Consider the following 20,808-nt stretch of genomic DNA (forward strand, 5'->3'; position numbering starts at 1 on the left):
CGGTTAATAAATTCCTATATACTAGTGTATCACTATGTTTAATTGATTAAAATGGTTTGTTGTGCCAGAGGCGTGGTTGTGGGGTTTTTCGGGTGATTGCGCGGCGGTTATGATGGAGGTTCAGGAGGGGCGTGAACGATACAATTCCATTTTGAAACAGTACAATTGCCAACTGAAACAGTACATTTATCGATCGGCCCGATACAAAAAACCCGGGTCAGAGGGCTAATGATACAAATAAATGCCAGAACAGTACAATAAAAAGCTGAATCAGAACAATTCTCCGACAGAACGATGAAATAACTGGCAGGAACATAACAAAAAATCACCCCACCCCCACCTCTTCTACCAACCCAACAAAAAAGGGAGCCGCAGCCCCCCTGTCTCTACCCGTGTATCTTAACAAGCTTTTCTGTCTCAAGGCGGTGATGCGGATATCCTTCAGAAGCTGCATAACCGAATGGCACCATGGCAGCCAGCGTAACGTGTTCAGGCAGACCAAGCAGCTCCTTTACTTTTTCAGGCTCAAAGCCAAGCATCGGATTACTTGCATAACCGAGCCCCTGCAACGCTACCAGCATAAAGCCAAGGGCAATATTGGTCTGATTGAGTGCCCATGCTGAACGCTCTTCAACTGTCATTTGAGAAAATATCTCTGTCAGGCTCTTGATCTCCTGTTCCTTACGCTCTTTCGGCAATCCGACATGCACAATGTCAGGAATGCTTCTCATCATTTCTTCAGAATCGCTTACCAGCAGTATCACAGCCGGTGCGGATGTCACCTGCTTTTGACCATAAGAGACTGATTGAAGCTTTTCTTTTAAAGCGGCATCCGTTATGACGTGAAAGCGCCAAGGCTGAAGATTGTAAGCGCTTGGTGTCAAACGCACAAGGTCAATGATCTGATGGATATCCTTCTGACTGATGGCACGGTCCTGATAGGTTCTGATGCTGCGGCGGGTTTCAATGGCTTCCCTTACGCTTAATGTTGGTTTTAATGTTGATGTTGTCATGGTGATTCCTCCTAATTGGTTACCTTTATTTACTATGGGTGCGTATGTCTGCGTTTTTTAACCTTGATGTATTTGCGCCAATGACGCCAAGAATAATCATGAGTGCGCCGATGTAGTGGTAGCCGTAGAGAGGTTCCTGTAAGAAAATCATTCCGGCTGCCATCGTAATGACGATAGTCAGGTTGCCAAAGACACTCATTTGAAAGGCTGGTAAAACCGATAAGGCATACGCCGTTAAATACGAGGTGAACAATGTCGACAAAATCCCTAAATTCAAAGTGGCAAATGTATAATCTGCATGACTGAACGGCTGGAAGTAAGCAGTGATGGTTCCATTAAACACATGCTGAGTCAGTGACGCTGCATTAAAAACAAGGAAGCCCACAAGCGTACTGACGTAGGTGATGAGCAAAACAGAGACATTCCGGGTCAGCTTTCTCGTTAACACCTGATAAACCGATTGCGACATGACGGATAGGAGGATGAGCATGATGCCTGCTAAAAGAAAGCCTGAACCGCCTGCTCCGTTCATCAGCATGATATACACCACACCAAGCACCGACAAACCGATCGCAAGCTTTTGTTTCAGCGATGAGGATTCCTTCAGCCATAACGCTGAAAGCAGCAGGGTAAAGACCGGAACCGCAGCCTGAATAATGCCTGCTTCTGCGGAAGAAACCGTCTGCATGCCAAAAGCCTGAAAACCAAAAAACATTACTGGATAAAAAGCGGCCAGAAATACGATTTTCTTTATGTCGGGCCGAACGGTACCGAGTGAGATTCCTGCCGATGTCATGAACAGCGTCATTCCCGCAAAAGCAATTGAAAAACGGTGCGCCAATGCATCAAGAGGGGTTGCAAACTCCAGTGAGATTTTGACAAACATAAAGGATAAACCGATAATAATGGCAACAAGAATCGCTGCCGTATAGGCTCTGCTTTTAACAGACATTGAACTCACCTCCTTTTCATGAGATTCGGTCTATATGTGTATCTTAAAATGTTTTCAGAGCTTCGTCTGATGAAAAAAAGACATCTGTGCCGGTACAGATGTCAGGGAGGAAACGCTATGCTGAAATATGAGATCATTTATCACGACCTTCTGCAATTGATCCAGTCAGGCCAGATGCCATCAGGATCGAAGGTGCCCTCTATCCGCTCACTTAAGCAGCAATATGCCTGTAGCACTAGTACGGTTCAGACAGCTTTGTTCAAGCTTGAAGAGCAGCATTTGATCTATGCCGTTCCAAAAAGCGGTTTTTATGTAGTCGATCACGAAATGCTGCCAAAGCCTGCGGATCAGACCATCATTGATTTTGCGACAGCCTCTCCAACGTGGCATCATTTTCCTTACAGAGATTTTCAGCACTGTATGAATAAAGCCATCGACATGTATCAGGAGGATTTGTTTCATTACGGCACCTCACACGGACTTCCATCATTGTTAAAGGAAGCGCAAAAGCTGCTGGAATCGTATCAGGTTTTTACCGGAACGAATCAGATCTTTGTCACATCCGGCGTTCAGCGTGCATTGTCTATATTGAGCGTGATGCCATTTCCTAATGGCCGTACACGCATCCTTGTGGAACAGCCGGGATATCATTTATACCTTGGCTATCTTGAGGCACATGCCATTCCGGTAGCGGGTATACAACGGACTGCAGAGGGGATTGATCTGAACATACTGGAGCACATGTTTCAGCAGGGTGATATCAAGTTTTTCTACTGCATGCCACGGTTTCATAACCCGCTCGGCACCTCTTTATCAAAAAAGCAAAAGACCGCCATTTTAAAACTTGCCCATCAATATGATGTATATATTGTAGAGGACGATTATATTGCTGACTTTGAAGAGAGTACAAAAAACGACCCCCTTTATGCCATGGATATACATGATCGCGTGATTTATTTGAAGAGTTTTTCTAAAATTATGTTTCCCGGTCTGCGAATCGGGCTGACTGTGTTACCAGACAACATGATCGCACCTTTTCAACGTTTTAAGCGAATCAGTGATATCGACAGCTCTATGATTTCGCAGGGAGCGCTTGAGCTTTATATTAAAAGTGGTATGTTTTTGCGATACAGAGATCAGGTGAAACAAGCTTATATTCAACGGGCACTGGAGCTTCAAAAAGCGCTTCAAAAGCACCTGCCTGACTATCAGACCCCAACAGTAATGGCCATGCATACTCACCTGACGCTGCCGAAACACGTTAACCTTCCTTCCGTGATTCGGTCCCTCGCAGAGAAGAATGTTCTGCTTGAAATGATGGATGAACATTATTTAGACGGCTTTTATCAGGATAAGCTGCTGAAGATTAACGTTTCAAAGGTGGAGAAAAACCAAATTAACGAAGGTATTGAGAAAATAGCAGACGAACTGAATTCAGGAAGACACCATTTTGTATGATCATTAGACATAAAAAAACCGGGTGCCGCGTGAATACGGCATCCGGTTTTTACAGCTTCGCAGCATATTGCTTCAGCTTCACACTCATCTCTTCAATTTCATCAATAAAAGAGGACACTTCTTCTGTGGAAAGTGCCTGCTTGCGGCCAACTTCTACGACATTTTCGACCATTGACTGAATGTCTGTGATGGAGGACTGCATTTTTTTCAGCATATCATTGATTTTATCAGTCGACTCCAAGGTGTCATTCGACAGCTTGCGGATCTCCTGCGCCACAATGTTGAAGCCTCTTCCATGCTCACCGGCTCTGGCTGCCTCAATTGAAGCATTCAAACCAAGGATGTTCGTCTGGCTTGCGATCTTTTTAATGAAACCAATGACTTCATCCGTATTTTTCATCGCATCTGCCGCTTCATTGGACTGCTCAAGCAGCTGTCGGCTATATTGGGCAAGCCCTTCAGAACCACTGTGAATGGAAGTAATCCGCTCATTTGCATCATTAATGGATTTAAAAATCTGATCGGAAATGGCCTGAAGCGCTTTTTCATTCTGCTCCTGAATCTGGATGGCTAATGCCCCGATGATTTCGTTCCCATCCAGGATTGGCATCGCGAGGCCTGTAAATGAAATACCGAAAAATTCCTCCGGCACCTCCTGTCTAATCTCCTTTTTAAAACGGATACATTCTGCCAGCGGTTCATTCGGATCAATCGGTCGGCCAGGCTGCGCCCCAATATTTATTTTTCTGCCCGGAAAGTAGGCGAGCCATTCCTTCGTATTCACGAGCCCAATCCCAATATCCGGCAGCATGGCGTGAATCGTCGGAATTACCTGCAAAAAGGCTTCAAGTTTACGTATATTTACTTCAGTTATTGATAGCGTTTTCATAATATTGTTATTCTCCTATTCATCTGAGAAATTTCACTTTAGTTTAAAAATAAAACTTTAGTTTCAGAAACTAAAGACCTATTCGATTATATGACAGAACCTCATCATTTGTGAAGTGATGAGGTTAGTCGAAGGCTACTAATCATGTTTCTTTAATGAAAAACCAATTTGATGCAACGCCCGCTGAAGATTCGCTTCAATCAGTACATCTTTCAGATGAATGCCCGACTGGATCGCCTGTAACGCAAGCTCTGGCCGCATGCCCGTCATAACTGGCACAACGCCGACCATTTTTAACAGCGTCGCGATCTTCAAAAGAGAGGCGCTGACAAAATCATCAATCTCAACAACACCCGAAAGGTCAATAATGAGATAATCCAGCGATAATTCCTGACTTTTAATCAGGGCAGCTTCGTTGATCTGATTAACACGATCCTCTGTGATAATCCCGATAATCGGCAAAATCGCCACTCCTTCTGCAATCGGAACAAAAGGAACGGATAAACTCTGAATCTGACTGTTAGCGTAATCGAGACTGATCACAAAGGAGAGCATGGAAGCCATCGTCTGAAAAAGTGCCAAATGTTCCTTTGTTACTTCCACGTTGGACGTATCAAGCCCGCAAATGGTTCCGTAATTTTTCCCGCTGGCATAATAAATGGGAATTCCGATGAAGCTGCCTCCGCCAAGATCGCGGGTCACATTCAGCTCATTTGTCAAATTGTTATCATTCAAATCATTTATGTAAAGCGGCTCATTACCGTGATCAACACTCACCTTGCATAGCGTCTCTTCAAAGGGTAAAGTATCCCCTTTTACAACCAGCGGCTGATTTTTGTTCAAAACGTGGGTAATTTCATTCGTATGGCGGTCATTCCTTGCAATAAACAAGGTATTGACATTCACGAACATACTCATCATCTGGAGAATTGTATCGGCTACTTCATCAACAGACTTGAAGGAATGGGTGGAGGGATTCAGAGAAAATGGTTGCATTAACAAAACTACCCTTCTATAACGTTATTTGCTATTCTATATACCCTTCCAGTCCATTAATAAGCGTATTCGGGACTATTTTTTCAAGACGAAAAGACTAATATTTTGAGATGATTTTGCCGCGAATGTGACTCCTCCCGGCAAGGGATATCGTTTCGCGTCCAGCTCAGCACATTAAAAACACCAGCCCGTAAAAGGACTGGTGCTCAAATCTTAACCGATCTTCTTCCGCTCCACGACTGCCTGCTCCATCAGCCTGGTCACGGACTCCGGATCATGAGACGGCATATAAATAGTTGGATGATAAAGAGAATAAGAGCGAATCGCAGCGATCGTTTCTACTGCAAGCTCTGAATTTTCTGTAATGCCCGGCAAATGATAATGCAGCAGTTGCTCCTGATTAAAGGTCACATCACCGGCAAAAAACAGTGATAACCCATTATCCCGCACAATAACTGACTGATGCCCGGCGGTATGACCCGGCGTTGCTACGATCGAAACATTTGGATGCAATGAGTGGTCCGCATCCTTAAACAGAGAGTCAGAATGCGGCAGATCAGTCGGCTTTACTTGCATATTTTTCGGCCATTGATGAGGAACTGCGCCACGCGGGGCTCTCATTGCATGGTCATATTCTGTCCGGGACATGATCACCGGCTTTCCAGCCACTGCTGACAAGCCGCCCGTATGATCCGTATGGGCATGCGTCAAAATCGTAAAATCAATCGATTCAGGATCAATCCCACTTTTTCTCAGCTGTGCTTCAAGCGTGTGCTTCTCTTCAATATCAAAACGCAGAATCCGCTTCAGCATCCATTCATTCCCCGAATCTCCTTTAAACCAGTCAGGCTCTTTCACCCGATGCGTTTCGCCGGTATCCACCATAAATTTCATATCAGGCAGCTCCACCAGCCAGCACCAGATCGGCAGCCACTCCGTCCACGACACAGACGCCATCAAAGCCGGAAGCCTGAACGCAGTCGGTCCCCTCCACTGACGATGCGCCTTCTTCACCTTCACATGACCCGTCGAAAAAGCATGAACCCGCAAACCAGACATCTCATTCTGATAAACCAGCACCCTCATCGCCCTCACTTCATGTTGGATTTACCATGATTATAAGGTGATTCGGTGTTTTTTGGGATGGCTGGGGGTGCTGGGGATGTGCGGGATTCACGATTAATAATCAACTAATAAAGACTGACAAACATTCTGACTAACCATGATAAAATGAATTTAATATCTAAGTAGGAGCTGAAACGATGAAAAAGAAAGTCAAAGTTGTTGCTGCAGTCATTGAAAATCAACAAAATGAAATTTTATGTGCGCTGCGATCTGAAGACATGTCTATCCCCAACAAATGGGAGTTCCCTGGAGGTAAAGTTGAGGAAGGTGAAAACCTTCAGGAGGCACTGGTGCGGGAAATTAAAGAGGAACTTAATTGTGATATCAAGGCTCATGAAGTGATTCATGAAAACGTTCATGAGTATGAAACTTTTGTTATCCAATTAATCGCAATTCGTGCAGAGCTTATAAAAGGAGAACCAGTAGCAACTGAGCATGCCAAGCTAATATGGATGCATCGCAATTATTTGGATTCTCTAATTTGGGCTCCTGCGGATATTCCTGCCGTCTCTATGTTGACCTTACAATCTCACGTATAATGAAATCGCCAGGACAAAATGTCTCTGGCGATTGTTTATGTTTGCTCATGTAAGTAATCATAGATTTGTTGGTCAAGACTTTCTTGTAACATTAAATTCATTGTAACAACTGGTAGATTCTCACCTTTGTCATTAAGCATTGTAGTTTCTTCTACTGAATTTTTATCAGGTATCACTTCACCGAGGTAGTAAAAATCACTGCCTTCATCATTGTCTTTTTTAACAAATAAATGAAGATCAATGTTACGTTCCTCAGCTTCAACAATTTCAATGACTTCTTTGGATGTTTTCTTCCTTCTGCTCCTCGTATACCAATGAAAAACTTCCGGATTAATGAATGATTCACCATAATTGACACTAGCTTCAATATCATCTTCCTTATGATAAGTCACGAAGATTGGGCAAGAACCATGTTTTGTTTTATAGCCGTAAATTGTTGATTGCTCATCTTTATCCCAGTTCAATAACCAACACGCATCTTTTCGAGAATATTTCTCGAGTCGCGTCAGCTTTTGGCTCTGTTTGTAACGTTCACCTCTAAGTAGAGCGGTATTTAATACATCTTCGACTAGTGTTAAGAACCAGGGCTCTTTTAATAGACCGATTATATTACTAGAAAGACTATACAAATCTCCTGCAACTGCGATCAGAGCATTACTACCATATTTTTTACGATCTGCTGATTTAAAAAACGTTAGTGTCATAACCTTTTCAACAGACAATAGGGTGTCCATGTCGTAACGCGCACCATCATTTTTCAGTTTATTTATGTATGCTGACTTTAATATTGTTCCGGTGCTTATTAATTCCTTTAAGAGTAAAGCTTCATGTATTCTTTTCCCAGATAATATTTCCTGTGTCAACATCGTCAAAACCTGAAGGTGTTCTTCTTCTAAGTCTACTACCTCTTCATTGACTGCCTGCAAAAAGATGTGATAATTCTCTTTTTTTCCAGCAATGACAATCGGATCAATAGAACGATGACTGTAAAAGTCTGATAGCATCGGAACCCTGCCTATTTTGTTTTTCAGCTCACGGTAAGCATCTCGGAGAACGGATAAATGGGTCAGGCTGGCATGTTGAATGGAAGCATAGATTCGCTCTTTCGCAATCGCTTCAAAATTGATCGTAGATACTCCTTTTATGTAGCTTTGATCAATGACTTTGCGACGAATTGAATCTTTATTTTGTGAACGGTCACCCGATAGCGCAACCGGAATGAGATAATTATTTCGATAGTTTCCGATGAAATCAATGACAGTGACAAAGTCTTTTGATTCATGTTTTCTCAAACCACGGCCGAGCTGCTGGATAAAGATAATGCTGGACTCTGTCTGACGAAGCATCACGACTTGATTGACGCTTGGTATATCAATACCTTCGTTGAATATGTCTACTGTTAAAAGATAGTCGAGCTCACCGTTTTCGAGACGGCTTACTTCAAGATTTCGTATTTCCTGAGGATCATCGCCGGTCAGGGCGCACGTGCGAAACCCTCTTACATTAAGCTCTTTTGATAATGTATGTGCTTCCTTTTTGGAGCTACAAAACATCAGTCCACGTACGGAGTCACCCGAGTATCCGTAATAGTTGATCTTATCTATGATTCTGTTAATTCGCTCTTCAGACACAAGCTTCTGGAACTCAAAAGTATCTTTTTTCTCGCCGTTAACTTCCAGGTCTGTTACACCAAAATAATGAAAAGGACAAAGCATCTCCTCTTCCAAAGCTTCTTGTAACCGGATTTCATAGGCAAGATTATAGTTGAATAGCTTAAATAAATCATAACCATCAGAACGCTCAGGCGTGGCGGTCATGCCCATCAGGAAAGCCGGATCAAAGTAATCAATGATGCGCTGATACGTCTCGGCTCCCGCACGATGACTTTCATCAATAAGGATGTAATCAAACTCGTCTCTTTGAAACTGATTAATTGTCTCAAGTTTAGACATTGTTTGAATCGTAGCAAATAAGTATTTCGCATCCGCAGACTTTATTGAACCAGTTAATAATCCAAAGTCGTCTTCACTTCCACCAAGAACGCGCTGGAAGTCAGATTTAGCTTTTTGGAGGATTTGTTCCCTATGCACTAAAAAGAGCATTTTTTTAGGTCTGAACCGTCTTACATCAAAAGCAGAAAGATAGGTTTTCCCTGTCCCTGTCGCCGAAACAACTAATGCACGTTTCTCACCTTGTAAGCGTACATTTTCAATACCTTGAAGAGCTGCTTGTTGCATAACGTTTGGTTCAATTTCTAAAGCATCTTTGACTCTATTGACGGAATAACGCTCTGGCATTTCAGCTATTTTTTCAGGAAGTGTTTTCAGCCAATCTTCTTCGTATCTAAGAATCCATTCAAGTGAGAGACCCGTGCTTTGTTCCCACATTCCCTCAAACTGCGAACGAAAGTGATGAACAATATCTCCATTTTCGTGAGATGTTAACTTAACATTCCATTCGTAATTCTCCTTTAGCGCTTTATCAGTTATGTTTGAGCTTCCAACAATTAATGAGTAATACTCATCGTGCTGAAAGATGTATCCCTTAGAATGAAAACCTCTAATATCCGAAATTCTCACCTCTACATTTTCAAGCTTCAGTAACTCTTTGAATACTTTAGGCTTGTTAAAATAAAGGTATGTAGAAGTTAAGATTTTCCCTTGAATTCCTTTTTCCTTCAAGTCATACAAGTGAGACTTTAGTGTGGCAAGACCTCCCTCTGTAATGAAAGCCACAGAAAATAAAAAGTGCTGACACTTTTTCAATTCATCTGTCAAAGAGGTTAATACATCCTGACGTTTATTCGACTGGTTAACCAGTAACTCCGGCTTAAAACGACTTGACTGTGTATGCGACTTATTAAAAAACCCTTTTTCAAGAGAGCTTCTAAGTTGCTGAGCAAAACTTTCCACGGACAACACCTCTACTTATTTAAGTTCATTAACCTTCAACCTCACTCGCTCTTCCACCAGCCCATCAAAATACTTCGTAAAATCGGACTCTCCAGAATAGGATAGGCAAAGGTATTCCTTGGCGCGGGTCATGCCGATGTAGAGGAGTGATGCTTCCCGCTCGACATCGTCTGTGAGAACAAATGGCATATTGTCCACATTCACAATAAATACGGCCTGAAAATCGAGACCCTTGCTGCTTTCAATGGTACTGATTTTTACCAGTCCATCTTCTTTTTCGAAGTTACGCTTAGACTCACTGTTTTCTGTCAGCCAGTAATAGCGGATGCCTTCCTGATCAAGCTCTCTTTTTAAAAGGTCGATATAGTTCGTTTTATATGTGTTTTTAACCCGGTAAAGAATCAGCATTTCAGCGTAAGGCACATTCTTCTGTTCATGCAGTTTTTTAATCTGTCTGGCTACCATATTGGCTTCACTTTTGAAGGTGTCGGTTTTAATGATAGCCGGTTCAAAACCTTTCCGTTTCGTGCTTTGAGGCGCGATGATCTCACCGTCCATCTCCTTTGCGACCACCTTGTTTTTCAATGCGGATTGGGACTGATAGAAATCCCATGCAAAAGCAACAATCTGTGCGGTATTACGGTAATTGATGCTTAGCACCTTCGACCGCCCTCTGAAATCAAGCCCGGTATCCTGCACATAGCTGCGCTTCCGTTTATAAATGGATTGAGCCCGGTCTTCAACTAGAAGCAGCGATTTTGTATCAGGATTCAGCAGCTGACTGACCAATTCAAACCATAAAGGTTCAAAATCCTGGCCTTCATCAATAAGGATCGCATCATACATCGGGAGAATCGCTTCACCTTTTTTAAGCTTCTCAACTATGACTGGAAGCTCTTTTTCATTGCATTTAAGATCATGCTTTAACCACGCATGAAAATTCCTTACCTCAATACGATGCTCAGAGTGGTTCCCTTCTTCTGCAAAATCAAACAGATTGTCAGGCTCCATCATCTGGAAGACCATCTGTTCAATAAAGCGGGAAAGAGAGATGTTATAACAGAGAATCAAGATTTTCCACTCCGGATTTTCTTTTGCCAGGAGCTTTGCACGACTTGCTAAGATCAATGTTTTTCCGCTACCCGCTACACCGCGAATCAGACGGTTCTGATCACCAATCTGCTTCGCCAGATTTTCCTGGTGCAAATCCATCGCCTTAATATTGTGCAGCGAGAGCAGTACCTGATCCTGATAGGGCGATACCTGCTTAAATTCCGCGCTGATCCGGACCTCAGGAAACAGGTGATAGCGAATCGCATCCACCTCTTCTTTTGTCAGCGGTTCTTTCATCCGGTAAGGGACGGTAAACATATTTAAAATTTTCTCAACGAACACTTCCTCAGAAAACGCCTCATCATCCGGGTTCATTTCATCCCGCGTTAAACAAAACAACGGATCCACAATCGAATACAGATCGTTTTGGATGAAATCCTTCTGCGTCAGCCTCGTAAACACAGCACCACAGCCATAAGGAAACTTTAAGTAAGAAGCGTATTTCCCCTCCAGCTGAAGCAGGTTTTTGTCTTTTTTTAAGGCGTTCACTAAATGAAACATATTTTCTCTCGCCTGCAGTAACGGACTTTTCGCTTTCACCTGCTCACCGTTAGAAGTAAGCAATGTCCATTCATCCTGATTGAGCTGAAATAACGTATTTTTCGTATAATCCTTTACCTCTAAAACAACGATCCCCAAATCAGGCCCGACGATGACAAAGTCCGGTCTTCTATTTAGAATCGAAGGCTCATAATACACAATATAGTCTTCTGGCAGGTGTTCTTTTAAAGTGCGGAAAAGCAACCTTTCACCCGCGGTTGCACTCGACCGTATCGTTTCCGGAACTGTATATGCCATGTGTCACACCTCATTTTCCAACTTTTGTGTCTATTATACTATAAGTGAGATTTTATTTTACAAATATTTGATGATTTCAGGTTGATCTGGGTAGTTGTCCGAGACAGGTTCGCACAATATCTGCTTTCTTTCGCAAAATTTTGTCGATGGTTCGCAGAATTCACCTCGTGTTTCACACAATACTGACGTCCTTCCACAGAATCCGCACCACCTTTCACAAAATCATGCCAAATGACCTATCCCTCCACACGCCCGACACAATTTCCTCCTCATAAATAAAACCAGCCTTTGACATCCACCACACTCTCCTGTAAATTATTATATGTACGAACAATATTAATTAAATTAAAAATAATATTCGCTTTTAGGAGTGTTTTATATGGATAATGTATTCGATTACGAGGATATTCAGTTAATTCCCGCAAAATGTGTCGTAGAAAGTCGATCTGAGTGTGACACATCTGTGCAGTTTGGGAAGCATACGTTTAAGCTACCGGTGGTGCCTGCTAATATGCAGACGATTATTGATGAAAAGATTGCGGCTTATCTTGCTGAGAACGGTTACTTTTACATCATGCACCGCTTTGAACCGCAGACGCGTATTTCGTTTATAAAAGAGATGCAGTCTAAAGGCTTGATTGCGTCAATCAGTGTTGGGGTGAAGGAAGAGGAATATGGCTTTATCAAGCAGCTGGCGGCAGAACAGCTTGTTCCTGATTACATTACGATTGATATTGCGCACGGTCATTCGAATGCCGTAATCCGGATGATTCAGCATATTAAGGCTCATTTACCGGAGAGCTTTGTGATCGCAGGAAATGTTGGCACACCTGAAGCGGTGCGTGAGCTTGAGCATGCTGGTGCGGATGCGACAAAGGTTGGGATTGGGCCTGGTAAGGTGTGTATCACGAAGATCAAAACCGGTTTTGGAACGGGTGGCTGGCAGCTGGCGGCACTGCGCTGGTGTGCGAAGGCGGCAAGCAAGCCAATTATCGCAGACGGCGGCATCCGTACGCACGGTGATATTGCCAAGTCTGTCCGGTTCGGGGCTTCCATGGTCATGATTGGATCCCTTTTTGCAGGACATGAGGAGTCACCTGGTGAGACGACACTGGTTGGCGGAAAGCTCGTAAAAGAATATTTTGGCTCAGCATCTGAGTTCCAAAAAGGCGAAAAGAAGAACGTTGAAGGAAAGAAAATGTTCGTCGAGCATAAAGGGTCTCTGCAGGATACACTCACTGAAATGGAGCAGGATCTGCAGTCCTCGATCTCTTATGCAGGCGGTAACACCCTTGAAGCGATCAAGCATGTGGATTATGTTGTCGTGAAGAACTCGATTTTTAACGGGGATAAAGTTTATTAATGAGAAAAGCCGGCGCCTTAGGGTACCGGCTTTTCATTTAATATGCGCCCTGAGAATAAGTCATCTCATAGCTGTGTGTATAGATTTCAAAAATATTGCCGAATGGATCCTCGACATACACCATTTTATAAGGCTTATCGTCTGGATAATACTCACGGATTGGCATACGCTGCTTCCCTCCGTATTGCTTAATCTTCTCAACCAGCCCCTCAATGTCAGGATCCTGCACACAAAAATGAAAAATACCGGTCTTCCAATATTCAAAGTTATTGGACGGTTTTTCATTCTGAGGGAATTCAAACAGCTCTACTCCAATCTTATCTCCTGTAGACAGATGGGCAATACGAAACTGCTCCCAGTCGTTCCCGAATACATCGCGGCACATTTGCCCGATCGCCGTATCATCGTTATACACGGGAGAGGGCTCCATAATGGTGTACCATCCTAAAACCTCTGTATAGAACGCTACTGCTCTATCTAAATCCGGCACTGAAAGACCAATATGAGAAAAATTTCTTGGATACGTCATCATCTGATAATACCTCCTTATTTGTTTGACAGCACCTATCATAAAGGCGTATTCTTCTACACACAAGAATGCACTTTTAAGTAAGATACTACCCAAAAGGATAGTAAAGGAGGCAATAAGATGACTGAAAATATTGAAGTGGATGAGCACGGGAAACTGAAATGCTCCATTGAATATACCCTGAATAAAGTCGGAGGCAAGTGGAAACTTGTCATTCTTTGGCATATTATTTTTGACGGCACGCAACGCTATAATGCACTTAGGCGTCTGCTTCCGGGCATTACCCATAAAATGCTGAGCCAGCAACTGAAGGAGCTTGAGCAGGAGGGACTGATCATTCGTACTCAATATAATGAGATGCCACCGAAGGTTGAATACGCGATCTCTGAAAAAGGGTTAACACTAAAGCCGTTGCTTGAGGAAATGCATAAATGGGGCAGGGAGCAAGGCGAATAACCGGCCTTCTGCTCCCTGCCTCTATTGATGATTCAAACCTTCTCTTCATCGACCACAATACTATAAGAAACATTCAGCTTATTCATCATCCACTGCTGAAACACGTCCTCAAGCTTTTGCTGAAGTGCCTCTCCTAAAAGGCCTTCATCAACCCCAAGCTCTTCTAACGGGAAGGTTTCAGTCGCAGAAAAAGCTTTATTCTCCGTCTCAAATGAAAACGTGACTGTTTTCTTCAATGCCCTCACTTCCTTAAGCCGTTTTTTGATCCAGGCGCTGCCGGGTACCTTTGCGCGCTGTTGAAAAGATCAGGACGCCAATGCCAAGTAACAACAATCCTACACCTAACCAGGAAAGTAAACTCAAAGCTTCGTTTAATACTAAAACACCCAGCATGGCAGCAGTCAGCGGTTCACCGAGTGACAGCGTAACGGCTGTGGAGGATGATGTGTGCGACAAGCCCCGTGAGAATAGTATGTAAGCGACAGCCGTTGTGATCACCCCTAAATGCAACGCAACACTAAGTCCCCGAACGTTTAACACCCAGGAGATATCAAAGATAAACAGAAATGGTGACAGCATCACGGCACTCAGTGTAAACACGGCGGCAACCGCAGATAGCGGCGGATGATGCTGAACGAGCTTACGGTTCACAATCGTATAGACCGCAAAAGACAGCCCCGCACCAAGCGCAAGCAAAATGCCTGCCGGATCTGCCTGTACAGCTCCCTGATTGCTAAATAGCATGATACAGCCCGCGATGGATAATACCGTTGAAATCCACCATACACGAGCCGGCCGCACCTTTAAAAACAGCCATTCAAGTAAACCCGAAAGCACCGGTGCACTGCCGATCGCCACCACCGTCCCAATCGCGACACCCGTCATCGTAACAGCTGAGAAAAACAGCGGCTGATACGCAGCCATACTCAGGGCTGCCATCAGCAGTGCCGGGATTGGCCAACCCTTCGGATTAAATGAGCGGGTTGCGCGTAACAACCCCATCAAAAACAATCCTGCTATCGCCATTCTGACCGCTCCGATCGCAATCGGATGGACCCCGTCCGGAGCGAGCGCCTGCGCGGTACCGGTCGTTCCCCACAAAACCGCCGCCATTAATATGAAAAAAGGAGCCAGCTTTGCCTGCATCTCCCCAACCTCCCCTTTTAAAAAAGACCTTTGTTTAAGCATAGAAAAGAGCGGCGGACTTTTCTATACCGTTTCAAAGGTCTTTGTTAACCATTTTTAAGATGTCTGTACTGCTTTGGCGCAAAACCGGTCTGTCCGGCAAACCACCTTGTAAAAGAAGACGCATTTTCAAAGCCGGTCTCCTCGCTGATTTTTCCAATCGTCCAGCTGCTTTCCCTCAAAAGAGACTGTGCCTCTTTTAAACGGAGGTCAGATACATACGCTTTAACCGTTTTACCGGTCTGCTTTTTAAACCAGGCAGAATAATAGGCAGGGTGATAATGTTCCATTGCTGCCAGTGTTTCAAGGCGGACCGGCTCTCTGAAGTGGCTATGCAGATACTCAATTGAAGCATGCCTTTGCACCTCAAGCTTCCCGGTTACGTATCGCGTTAAATGAGACAGTGATTCTGCCTTCTGCTGACCCGCTTCCTCAAGCAGTAAATAACGGATCGCCGACCATTGCTCATCCAGCCGCGTGTATATCGTATCTGTTCTGTCCGGCAGATAAAGAGTCGGAATATCCAGGATCAAAAATTCGTTCCGGTCATGAGAGCGGTAATCGTGATTGTAGCCCGGCGGTAAATAAAAGCAGTAATCCGGCGTTAAATGCACATGCTGCTGATCCGTCTCAATATCCAGCGATCCCTGCAGCGGAAACAGAAATTGGCCGTAGGCATGCTGATGAGACATATATTCTTTTGTATAAGATCTTTTTTCGCATACGACTTCGTTTAACAGCACAAGTTACGCCTTCCTTTCTCCCTGATCTTCTTCATTTATACGTTTGATTATAAGTGACTGTTAGAGTTTTGCCCATGTTAAATGGCCATAGAAAAATTGTGAGAGCGAGAGCCAACTCAGCGGTACTTCCTTCCAGTCCATATGCTATGATAAATAAAAAGAACTATTTTTATTTAAAACATATCCAAAAAGTCAGGGGGTAAGGGCATGGTAAAGAATCAGCAGGGGATCTCATTAATTGAAGTGATGGCTTCCATCGTCATTATTACCATGCTTTTGACCGTCTTTTTAACAATGTTTCTCACTTCTGACCGTTCCAATGAGGCCTCAGAAGACATTGTCGACTACACCTTTATCGCTCAGCGCCAAATGGAGGAGCTTTACGAAGCCGGACAGCAGTACAGCTCTGCAGATATCGGAACCGTGATGACAAATATTCTCGGCTTTACAAACCAATCGGCGACTGCCGGCGAAAGTATCTGGGCAAAAAGCGGGACAGCTTCAGACGGATCTGCTTATACCATTGAGCTGACGCTCCGTTCCTATACACCTGAAAGCAGCGAATTCAGCCAGCTTGGCCAGACATTGAGACGAACCATTGTAGAGGTTTATCCGCAGCCAGGTGCACATCCTGTAGCAAAAATGGAAAGCCTCATAGAATGGAGGGATTGACTGCGATGAATAATGAAAAAGGCTTAACGCTTGTTGAATTACTCGCCGTTCTGGTCATCACCTCTTCAGTCATTGTGCTGGTGATCTCAATTGTCATTAATACAGGAAACAGCGCCAGCAGTCAGCAGCAGGAGAGCCTCAGCATCCGCAGCATGACGACAGCCCTTAACTCGATTACAACAGATGTGAGGCGCTTTCCCGAAAACGTCACGATTCAAAGTGATGAACTTGCCATTTCAGCGGATGGCGAGACGATTATGTACAGCTATGACGCAGGCAATTCCGTGCTATTAAAAAACGGAACAGCTTTTGCAAGAGGCGTCACTGATTTTACCGTCGTATTAAATGGGGACACACTTGAAGTCACCATCATTGATCAGGCGGCAAAGGAATGGCAGACCCAAATTGTGTTGCGGAAGGGAGCGGACCTGTAATGAAGAGACACGTCAATAATCAGGAAGGCTATTCCCTCCTGTTAACGATTTTTGCCGTTACGTTTATTTCCATTATTGCTGTCAGCATTTTATCATTCACCTCTTTGACAACAAGTGTGTCCGTTAATGAACGTGATCACCAGTCCTCCTATTACATTGCAGAAGCCGGACTCGTGGAAAAACGGGCCGAGCTGAATGCGATTGCTGCCAATGCATATCAGGAAGTCAAAGCCCAGTATGACGCATTGGATCCGGAAGAAAAAGCAGCGTTTAACTTCACTTCAACCTTTTACAGCCGCGTACAATCACGCGTGAATGAGCATCTCAGCTTCACGAAAACCGTCACCTACGAGGAACAGCAGTCCGTGACCCCGGTTTCAACAACCGAGGTGACACAGATCAGCACGTCCCCTCTCATTTATGAAATCACCTCCACCGGCACGATTCCGGGCAAAAACCTGCCAGGTCAGACAAAAGAACTGAGCCAGCAGGTGCAGGTCCAGATGAATGTGAATGCAGAAACCGAGCTTGTGACCATCCCAGGTAGCGGTGGCGAAACGGTTAAATACCGCGCGTGTTATTCGGTTTACGCGACAGGGGATTTTTACCATAACGGCAAGGATTTGAAAGGTCCGATTTATGCTGACGGAAATGTTTATCTGGATAAAAACAAAACATCGATTGATGGAAACGTTTATGCCAAAGGTAATGTCACGCTGAACGGTGGAGAAGTTGATGGGGATATTTATTCGGAGAAAGAGGTCTATTTACAAAATAAAAAGTCCGATGTCACGGGTGAAGTTTTTGAAAATACAAGCTTAGAGAACGCCAAAAACGACTGTGTAAATCAAGCGCCTGCCTTACCTTCTGTTGCTAGTGCGTTTCCTGCAACTAATGCGCCTACTCCGCCAGATAGCGATTCCATTACAGACGGGATTTTAAATGTCAATAACAACGAAACACTGGAACTTAGTCAGGACATTTATTTAAAGGAAATTAACTTAAAGAACAATGCTGAATTAACGATTGATTTACAGGGTCAAAACCGAAAAGTTTTTATTGATAACCTCAATTTAAATGGTGGAAGCATTAAAATTAAGAATGCTGGAAAGCTCGAGTTAATTGTCCAGAACCACTTCTCTGTAAGCGGTGATGGTGAAATCAATACAAACGGAAACAAGGACCACGTTGAGATTCGTTATGCAGGAAGTGAAGACCTGAAATTCACGGGCAAGACATCATTAACCGCAAACCTTCATGTGAAAGATGCCAATCTCGATTTTAAAGGAAACAATAGTATCGGCGGTGACCTGTTTGTGTACGGGGAAGCTGAGATCACAACATCTGGAAACTCTGATACTGTAGACAGGCTTGTTCTTGCGCCGAACAGTAATTTCTTTATCACCGGAAACGGAAATGTGAATGGCAATCTGATTGTTAAGAATTTCAACATTTCCGGCAACGGCTCCATCAACCCGCCAAAAAACGACTATGGTGAATGGGAAGGTCCCAGCCCCGGAACACCTGACGAGGAAATTGAAATTATCCGTTATGCTGATGACGGCAGTTTTTTGAAGGCGGATGAGCTGAGTGAGCAGTGATCTTAAAGGTGAGAGAAATGGAGGAAAGTGTTTGAGATATTTCTACCTATCAGTCGTGTTCATGTTTTTGCTACTCTCAGGCTGCCAGGCTTCTTCAACAGAAGGTGTCATAGAGGAAATCAGCGGAAATGTACTGACGATTGCACCCGCGGAACAGGACCCTGAAGAGCAATATGTCCTTATCACAATCTCATTTAATGAACAGACACGCCTAACTGGAGCAGCGTCAGATCTCACTGATTTAAGAGTCGGCGATCAGATCAAGGTTTCGCTGAATCAACAAATCGAAGAGGCTTTTGCGGAAGAAATTCGTGTGGTAAATGAATAAAAAAGTCAGGAGCACAGTCTCCTGACTTTTTTATATTAGAAGCCTTACGCCGTCGCTTTCTTTTTAAACGGAATGGCCATTAGTAACAGAATGACAATCAGACTGATCACGATGGCAATCGGTCCGCCTAAGTTGGCAAGAGATCCGAAGAAGATGCCTCCTACGCCAAAGTCTGCGTCTGAGAATGTTGTGTTCGCAAAGCCAAGTTCTCCGAGAACCGGAAGTAAGAATACAGGCAGGAATGAAATGATGATCCCGTTTACAAAGGAACCGGCTACGGCACCCCTTATACCACCTGTTGCATTACCGAATACGCCAGCAGCGGCTCCGGTGAAGAAGTGTGGCACAACGCCCGGCAGAATGATGGTGCTTCCTGCAAGCGCCATAAAGATCATACTGAACAGACCACCGGCAAAGCTTGAGAAGAATCCGATCAGCACGGCATTTGGCGCGTACGTGAAGACAATCGGTACATCGAGTGCCGGCTTCGCGTTCGGTACAAGCTTTGTTGAGATCCCTTTAAAGGCAGGGACGATTTCCGCCAGTACTAGACGAACCCCCGCTAAGATGACAAACACACCAGCCGCAAAGTTACCAGCCTGAATCAGTGAGAACACGAGATAGTTCGTTCCATCACTGAGCTCAGCTTCAATAAAGGTTGGACCTGCTGCGATGGCAACAACAAAGTACATCACGACCATTGTCAGTGCGATACTGACCGTACTGTCCCGAAGGAATCCAAGACCTTTCGGGAAATCAATTTTTTCTGTAGACGTTGGTTCTTTACCGCCTACTGCCTTTCCAACTAAACCGCTCAACGCATAACCAACAGCACTAAAATGACCCAGTGCGACATTGTCGTTACCCGTCAGCTTTCTCATAAACGGCTGAAGAATCGCTGGTGACAAGGTCATGATAATACCAAGCGCAACGGCTCCTGCAGCAATCTGTGGTATGGTATTAAACCCTGCAACCGCCATAATCACAGCGAGCATACACGCCATATACAGTGCGTGGTGCCCCGTTAAGAAAATATACTTAAAGCGTGTAAAACGGGCGATCAAAATATTCACGATCATACCGAAAAACATGATAAGCGCCGTGTTTGAACCATACTCATTTAGAGCCAGTGCGACGATTGCCTCGTTATTCGGTACGACCCCCGCTACATTAAACGCCTCCTGGAACATGGTGCCAAATGGAATGAGTGACGTTTCCAAAATGCCGGCTCCGGCTGCAATCACCAGGAAGCCGACAAAGGTTTTCGTTGTTCCTTTCATCGTGTCAGACAGGTTTTTCCGCTGCGCGATCAGACCGATTAACGCGATCATGGCAACGAGAATAGCCGGCTGACTCAAAATATCCACCAGCGTTGTCAATACACTGTTCATATTGTCTCACCCTCTCATGAACCTGATGTTAAATCAGGTTTTTTTCTTCGGCCATCTTGCGGACCTTATCTCTTAACTCATCCATATCAATAATGTTATCGAGCACGACTACTTCACCAAGGTGTGCCCCGCCTTCTGCAATATCCTTCGCAAGGAAATACACGTCTGCATCACCCGGTGAAGCTGAGCTTAAATCAGAGTGATTCACCTCAACACCTGTAATGCCAAGCTCTCCTAATACCTGATTAATGTTCATCTCCACCATAAAACTTGTGCCAAGTCCTGAACTGCATACCGCTAAAATTTTCATC

Annotated in this window: 21 protein-coding genes; 8 read left to right on the plus strand and 13 right to left on the minus strand. The window is 44.2% G+C overall.

The features are described from left to right. Window positions 1–386: 386 nt before the first annotated feature. Together H7968_RS03990 and H7968_RS03995 are read right to left on the minus strand one after the other, a co-directional pair. Window positions 387–1,013: a nitroreductase family protein gene (locus H7968_RS03990; RefSeq protein WP_227394936.1), complete on the minus strand. Its 627-nt coding sequence runs from the start codon at window positions 1,011–1,013 to the stop codon at window positions 387–389. A 25-nt stretch (window positions 1,014–1,038) separates the two neighbouring features. Next, window positions 1,039–1,965, minus strand: a complete 927-nt coding sequence (locus H7968_RS03995; protein WP_227394937.1) for a DMT family transporter — start codon at window positions 1,963–1,965, stop codon at window positions 1,039–1,041. Window positions 1,966–2,082: 117 nt separating this feature from the next. Here H7968_RS03995 and H7968_RS04000 point away from each other — a divergent pair, with 117 nt between their 5' ends. Continuing rightward, window positions 2,083–3,423 carry an aminotransferase-like domain-containing protein gene (locus tag H7968_RS04000; RefSeq protein WP_227394938.1) on the plus strand — a complete coding sequence of 447 codons (1,341 nt, stop codon included), beginning with the start codon at window positions 2,083–2,085 and terminating at the stop codon, window positions 3,421–3,423. Window positions 3,424–3,472: 49 nt separating this feature from the next. Here the strand turns inward: H7968_RS04000 and H7968_RS04005 are convergent, their stop codons facing one another. The 3 genes from H7968_RS04005 to H7968_RS04015 all read right to left on the minus strand — a co-directional run bounded on the left by H7968_RS04005 (window position 3,473) and on the right by H7968_RS04015 (window position 6,388). Beyond that, complete coding sequence (locus H7968_RS04005) at window positions 3,473–4,312, minus strand: methyl-accepting chemotaxis protein (RefSeq protein WP_227394939.1); 840 nt, start codon at window positions 4,310–4,312, stop codon at window positions 3,473–3,475. Between the two features lie 138 nt (window positions 4,313–4,450). Beyond that, a complete protein-coding gene (locus tag H7968_RS04010) occupies window positions 4,451–5,308 on the minus strand; it encodes an STAS domain-containing protein (protein WP_227394940.1) in 858 nt (285 codons plus the stop codon). A gap of 213 nt (window positions 5,309–5,521) precedes the next feature. Continuing rightward, on the minus strand, window positions 5,522–6,388 hold the full coding sequence (locus tag H7968_RS04015; RefSeq protein ID WP_227394941.1) for an N-acyl homoserine lactonase family protein: 867 nt from the start codon (window positions 6,386–6,388) through the stop codon (window positions 5,522–5,524). Between the two features lie 182 nt (window positions 6,389–6,570). Here H7968_RS04015 and H7968_RS04020 point away from each other — a divergent pair, with 182 nt between their 5' ends. Beyond that, window positions 6,571–6,972: a (deoxy)nucleoside triphosphate pyrophosphohydrolase gene (locus tag H7968_RS04020; protein WP_227394942.1), complete on the plus strand. Its 402-nt coding sequence runs from the start codon at window positions 6,571–6,573 to the stop codon at window positions 6,970–6,972. A gap of 35 nt (window positions 6,973–7,007) precedes the next feature. On the opposite strand, the gene H7968_RS04025 is transcribed toward H7968_RS04020, so the two are convergent. Together H7968_RS04025 and H7968_RS04030 are read right to left on the minus strand one after the other, a co-directional pair. After that, a complete protein-coding gene (locus H7968_RS04025) occupies window positions 7,008–9,884 on the minus strand; it encodes a DUF3427 domain-containing protein (protein WP_227394943.1) in 2,877 nt (958 codons plus the stop codon). Window positions 9,885–9,899: 15 nt separating this feature from the next. Then, complete coding sequence (locus H7968_RS04030) at window positions 9,900–11,795, minus strand: 3'-5' exonuclease (RefSeq protein WP_227394944.1); 1,896 nt, start codon at window positions 11,793–11,795, stop codon at window positions 9,900–9,902. Between the two features lie 379 nt (window positions 11,796–12,174). Here H7968_RS04030 and guaC point away from each other — a divergent pair, with 379 nt between their 5' ends. Continuing rightward, a complete protein-coding gene (guaC, locus tag H7968_RS04035; protein ID WP_227394945.1) occupies window positions 12,175–13,158 on the plus strand; it encodes a GMP reductase in 984 nt (327 codons plus the stop codon). Window positions 13,159–13,195: 37 nt separating this feature from the next. On the opposite strand, the gene H7968_RS04040 is transcribed toward guaC, so the two are convergent. Beyond that, complete coding sequence (locus H7968_RS04040) at window positions 13,196–13,687, minus strand: lactoylglutathione lyase family protein (protein ID WP_227395087.1); 492 nt, start codon at window positions 13,685–13,687, stop codon at window positions 13,196–13,198. 120 nt (window positions 13,688–13,807) lie between these two features. Here H7968_RS04040 and H7968_RS04045 point away from each other — a divergent pair, with 120 nt between their 5' ends. Next, a complete protein-coding gene (locus H7968_RS04045) occupies window positions 13,808–14,143 on the plus strand; it encodes a winged helix-turn-helix transcriptional regulator (RefSeq protein WP_227394946.1) in 336 nt (111 codons plus the stop codon). A 32-nt stretch (window positions 14,144–14,175) separates the two neighbouring features. On the opposite strand, the gene H7968_RS04050 is transcribed toward H7968_RS04045, so the two are convergent. The 3 genes from H7968_RS04050 to H7968_RS04060 form a co-directional block, all read right to left on the minus strand. Next, window positions 14,176–14,379, minus strand: coding sequence for a hypothetical protein (locus H7968_RS04050; RefSeq protein ID WP_227394947.1), 204 nt, complete (start codon window positions 14,377–14,379; stop codon window positions 14,176–14,178). Window positions 14,380–14,392: 13 nt separating this feature from the next. Continuing rightward, window positions 14,393–15,289, minus strand: coding sequence for an EamA family transporter (locus H7968_RS04055; RefSeq protein ID WP_227394948.1), 897 nt, complete (start codon window positions 15,287–15,289; stop codon window positions 14,393–14,395). Between the two features lie 86 nt (window positions 15,290–15,375). Next, window positions 15,376–16,071, minus strand: a complete 696-nt coding sequence (locus H7968_RS04060; RefSeq protein WP_227394949.1) for a helix-turn-helix transcriptional regulator — start codon at window positions 16,069–16,071, stop codon at window positions 15,376–15,378. A gap of 207 nt (window positions 16,072–16,278) precedes the next feature. On the opposite strand from H7968_RS04060, the gene H7968_RS04065 reads away from it, so the two are divergent. Genes H7968_RS04065 through H7968_RS04080 form a run of 4 tightly spaced genes read left to right on the plus strand, consistent with a single transcriptional unit; the run spans window position 16,279 to window position 19,106 of the window. Beyond that, complete coding sequence (locus H7968_RS04065; protein ID WP_227394950.1) at window positions 16,279–16,743, plus strand: prepilin-type N-terminal cleavage/methylation domain-containing protein; 465 nt, start codon at window positions 16,279–16,281, stop codon at window positions 16,741–16,743. A gap of 5 nt (window positions 16,744–16,748) precedes the next feature. After that, window positions 16,749–17,177, plus strand: coding sequence for a type II secretion system protein (locus H7968_RS04070; RefSeq protein WP_227394951.1), 429 nt, complete (start codon window positions 16,749–16,751; stop codon window positions 17,175–17,177). Next, window positions 17,177–18,778: a DUF7305 domain-containing protein gene (locus H7968_RS04075; protein ID WP_227394952.1), complete on the plus strand. Its 1,602-nt coding sequence runs from the start codon at window positions 17,177–17,179 to the stop codon at window positions 18,776–18,778. The genes H7968_RS04070 and H7968_RS04075 overlap by 1 nt, the downstream gene beginning before the upstream one ends. A gap of 31 nt (window positions 18,779–18,809) precedes the next feature. Then, a complete protein-coding gene (locus H7968_RS04080; RefSeq protein ID WP_227394953.1) occupies window positions 18,810–19,106 on the plus strand; it encodes a hypothetical protein in 297 nt (98 codons plus the stop codon). Window positions 19,107–19,150: 44 nt separating this feature from the next. On the opposite strand, the gene H7968_RS04085 is transcribed toward H7968_RS04080, so the two are convergent. Together H7968_RS04085 and H7968_RS04090 are read right to left on the minus strand one after the other, a co-directional pair. Next, the gene (locus tag H7968_RS04085) at window positions 19,151–20,497 is read right to left on the minus strand and encodes a PTS ascorbate transporter subunit IIC (RefSeq protein ID WP_227394954.1); all 1,347 of its coding nucleotides are present in this window, start codon (window positions 20,495–20,497) and stop codon (window positions 19,151–19,153) included. Window positions 20,498–20,525: 28 nt separating this feature from the next. After that, window positions 20,526–20,807 carry a PTS sugar transporter subunit IIB gene (locus H7968_RS04090; RefSeq protein WP_227394955.1) on the minus strand — a complete coding sequence of 94 codons (282 nt, stop codon included), beginning with the start codon at window positions 20,805–20,807 and terminating at the stop codon, window positions 20,526–20,528. Between the last annotated feature and the right edge of the window lies 1 nt (window position 20,808).

The sequence above is a fragment of the Jeotgalibacillus aurantiacus genome (genome assembly GCF_020595125.1).
In the GTDB taxonomy this organism is placed as follows: domain Bacteria; phylum Bacillota; class Bacilli; order Bacillales; family Jeotgalibacillaceae; genus Jeotgalibacillus; species Jeotgalibacillus aurantiacus.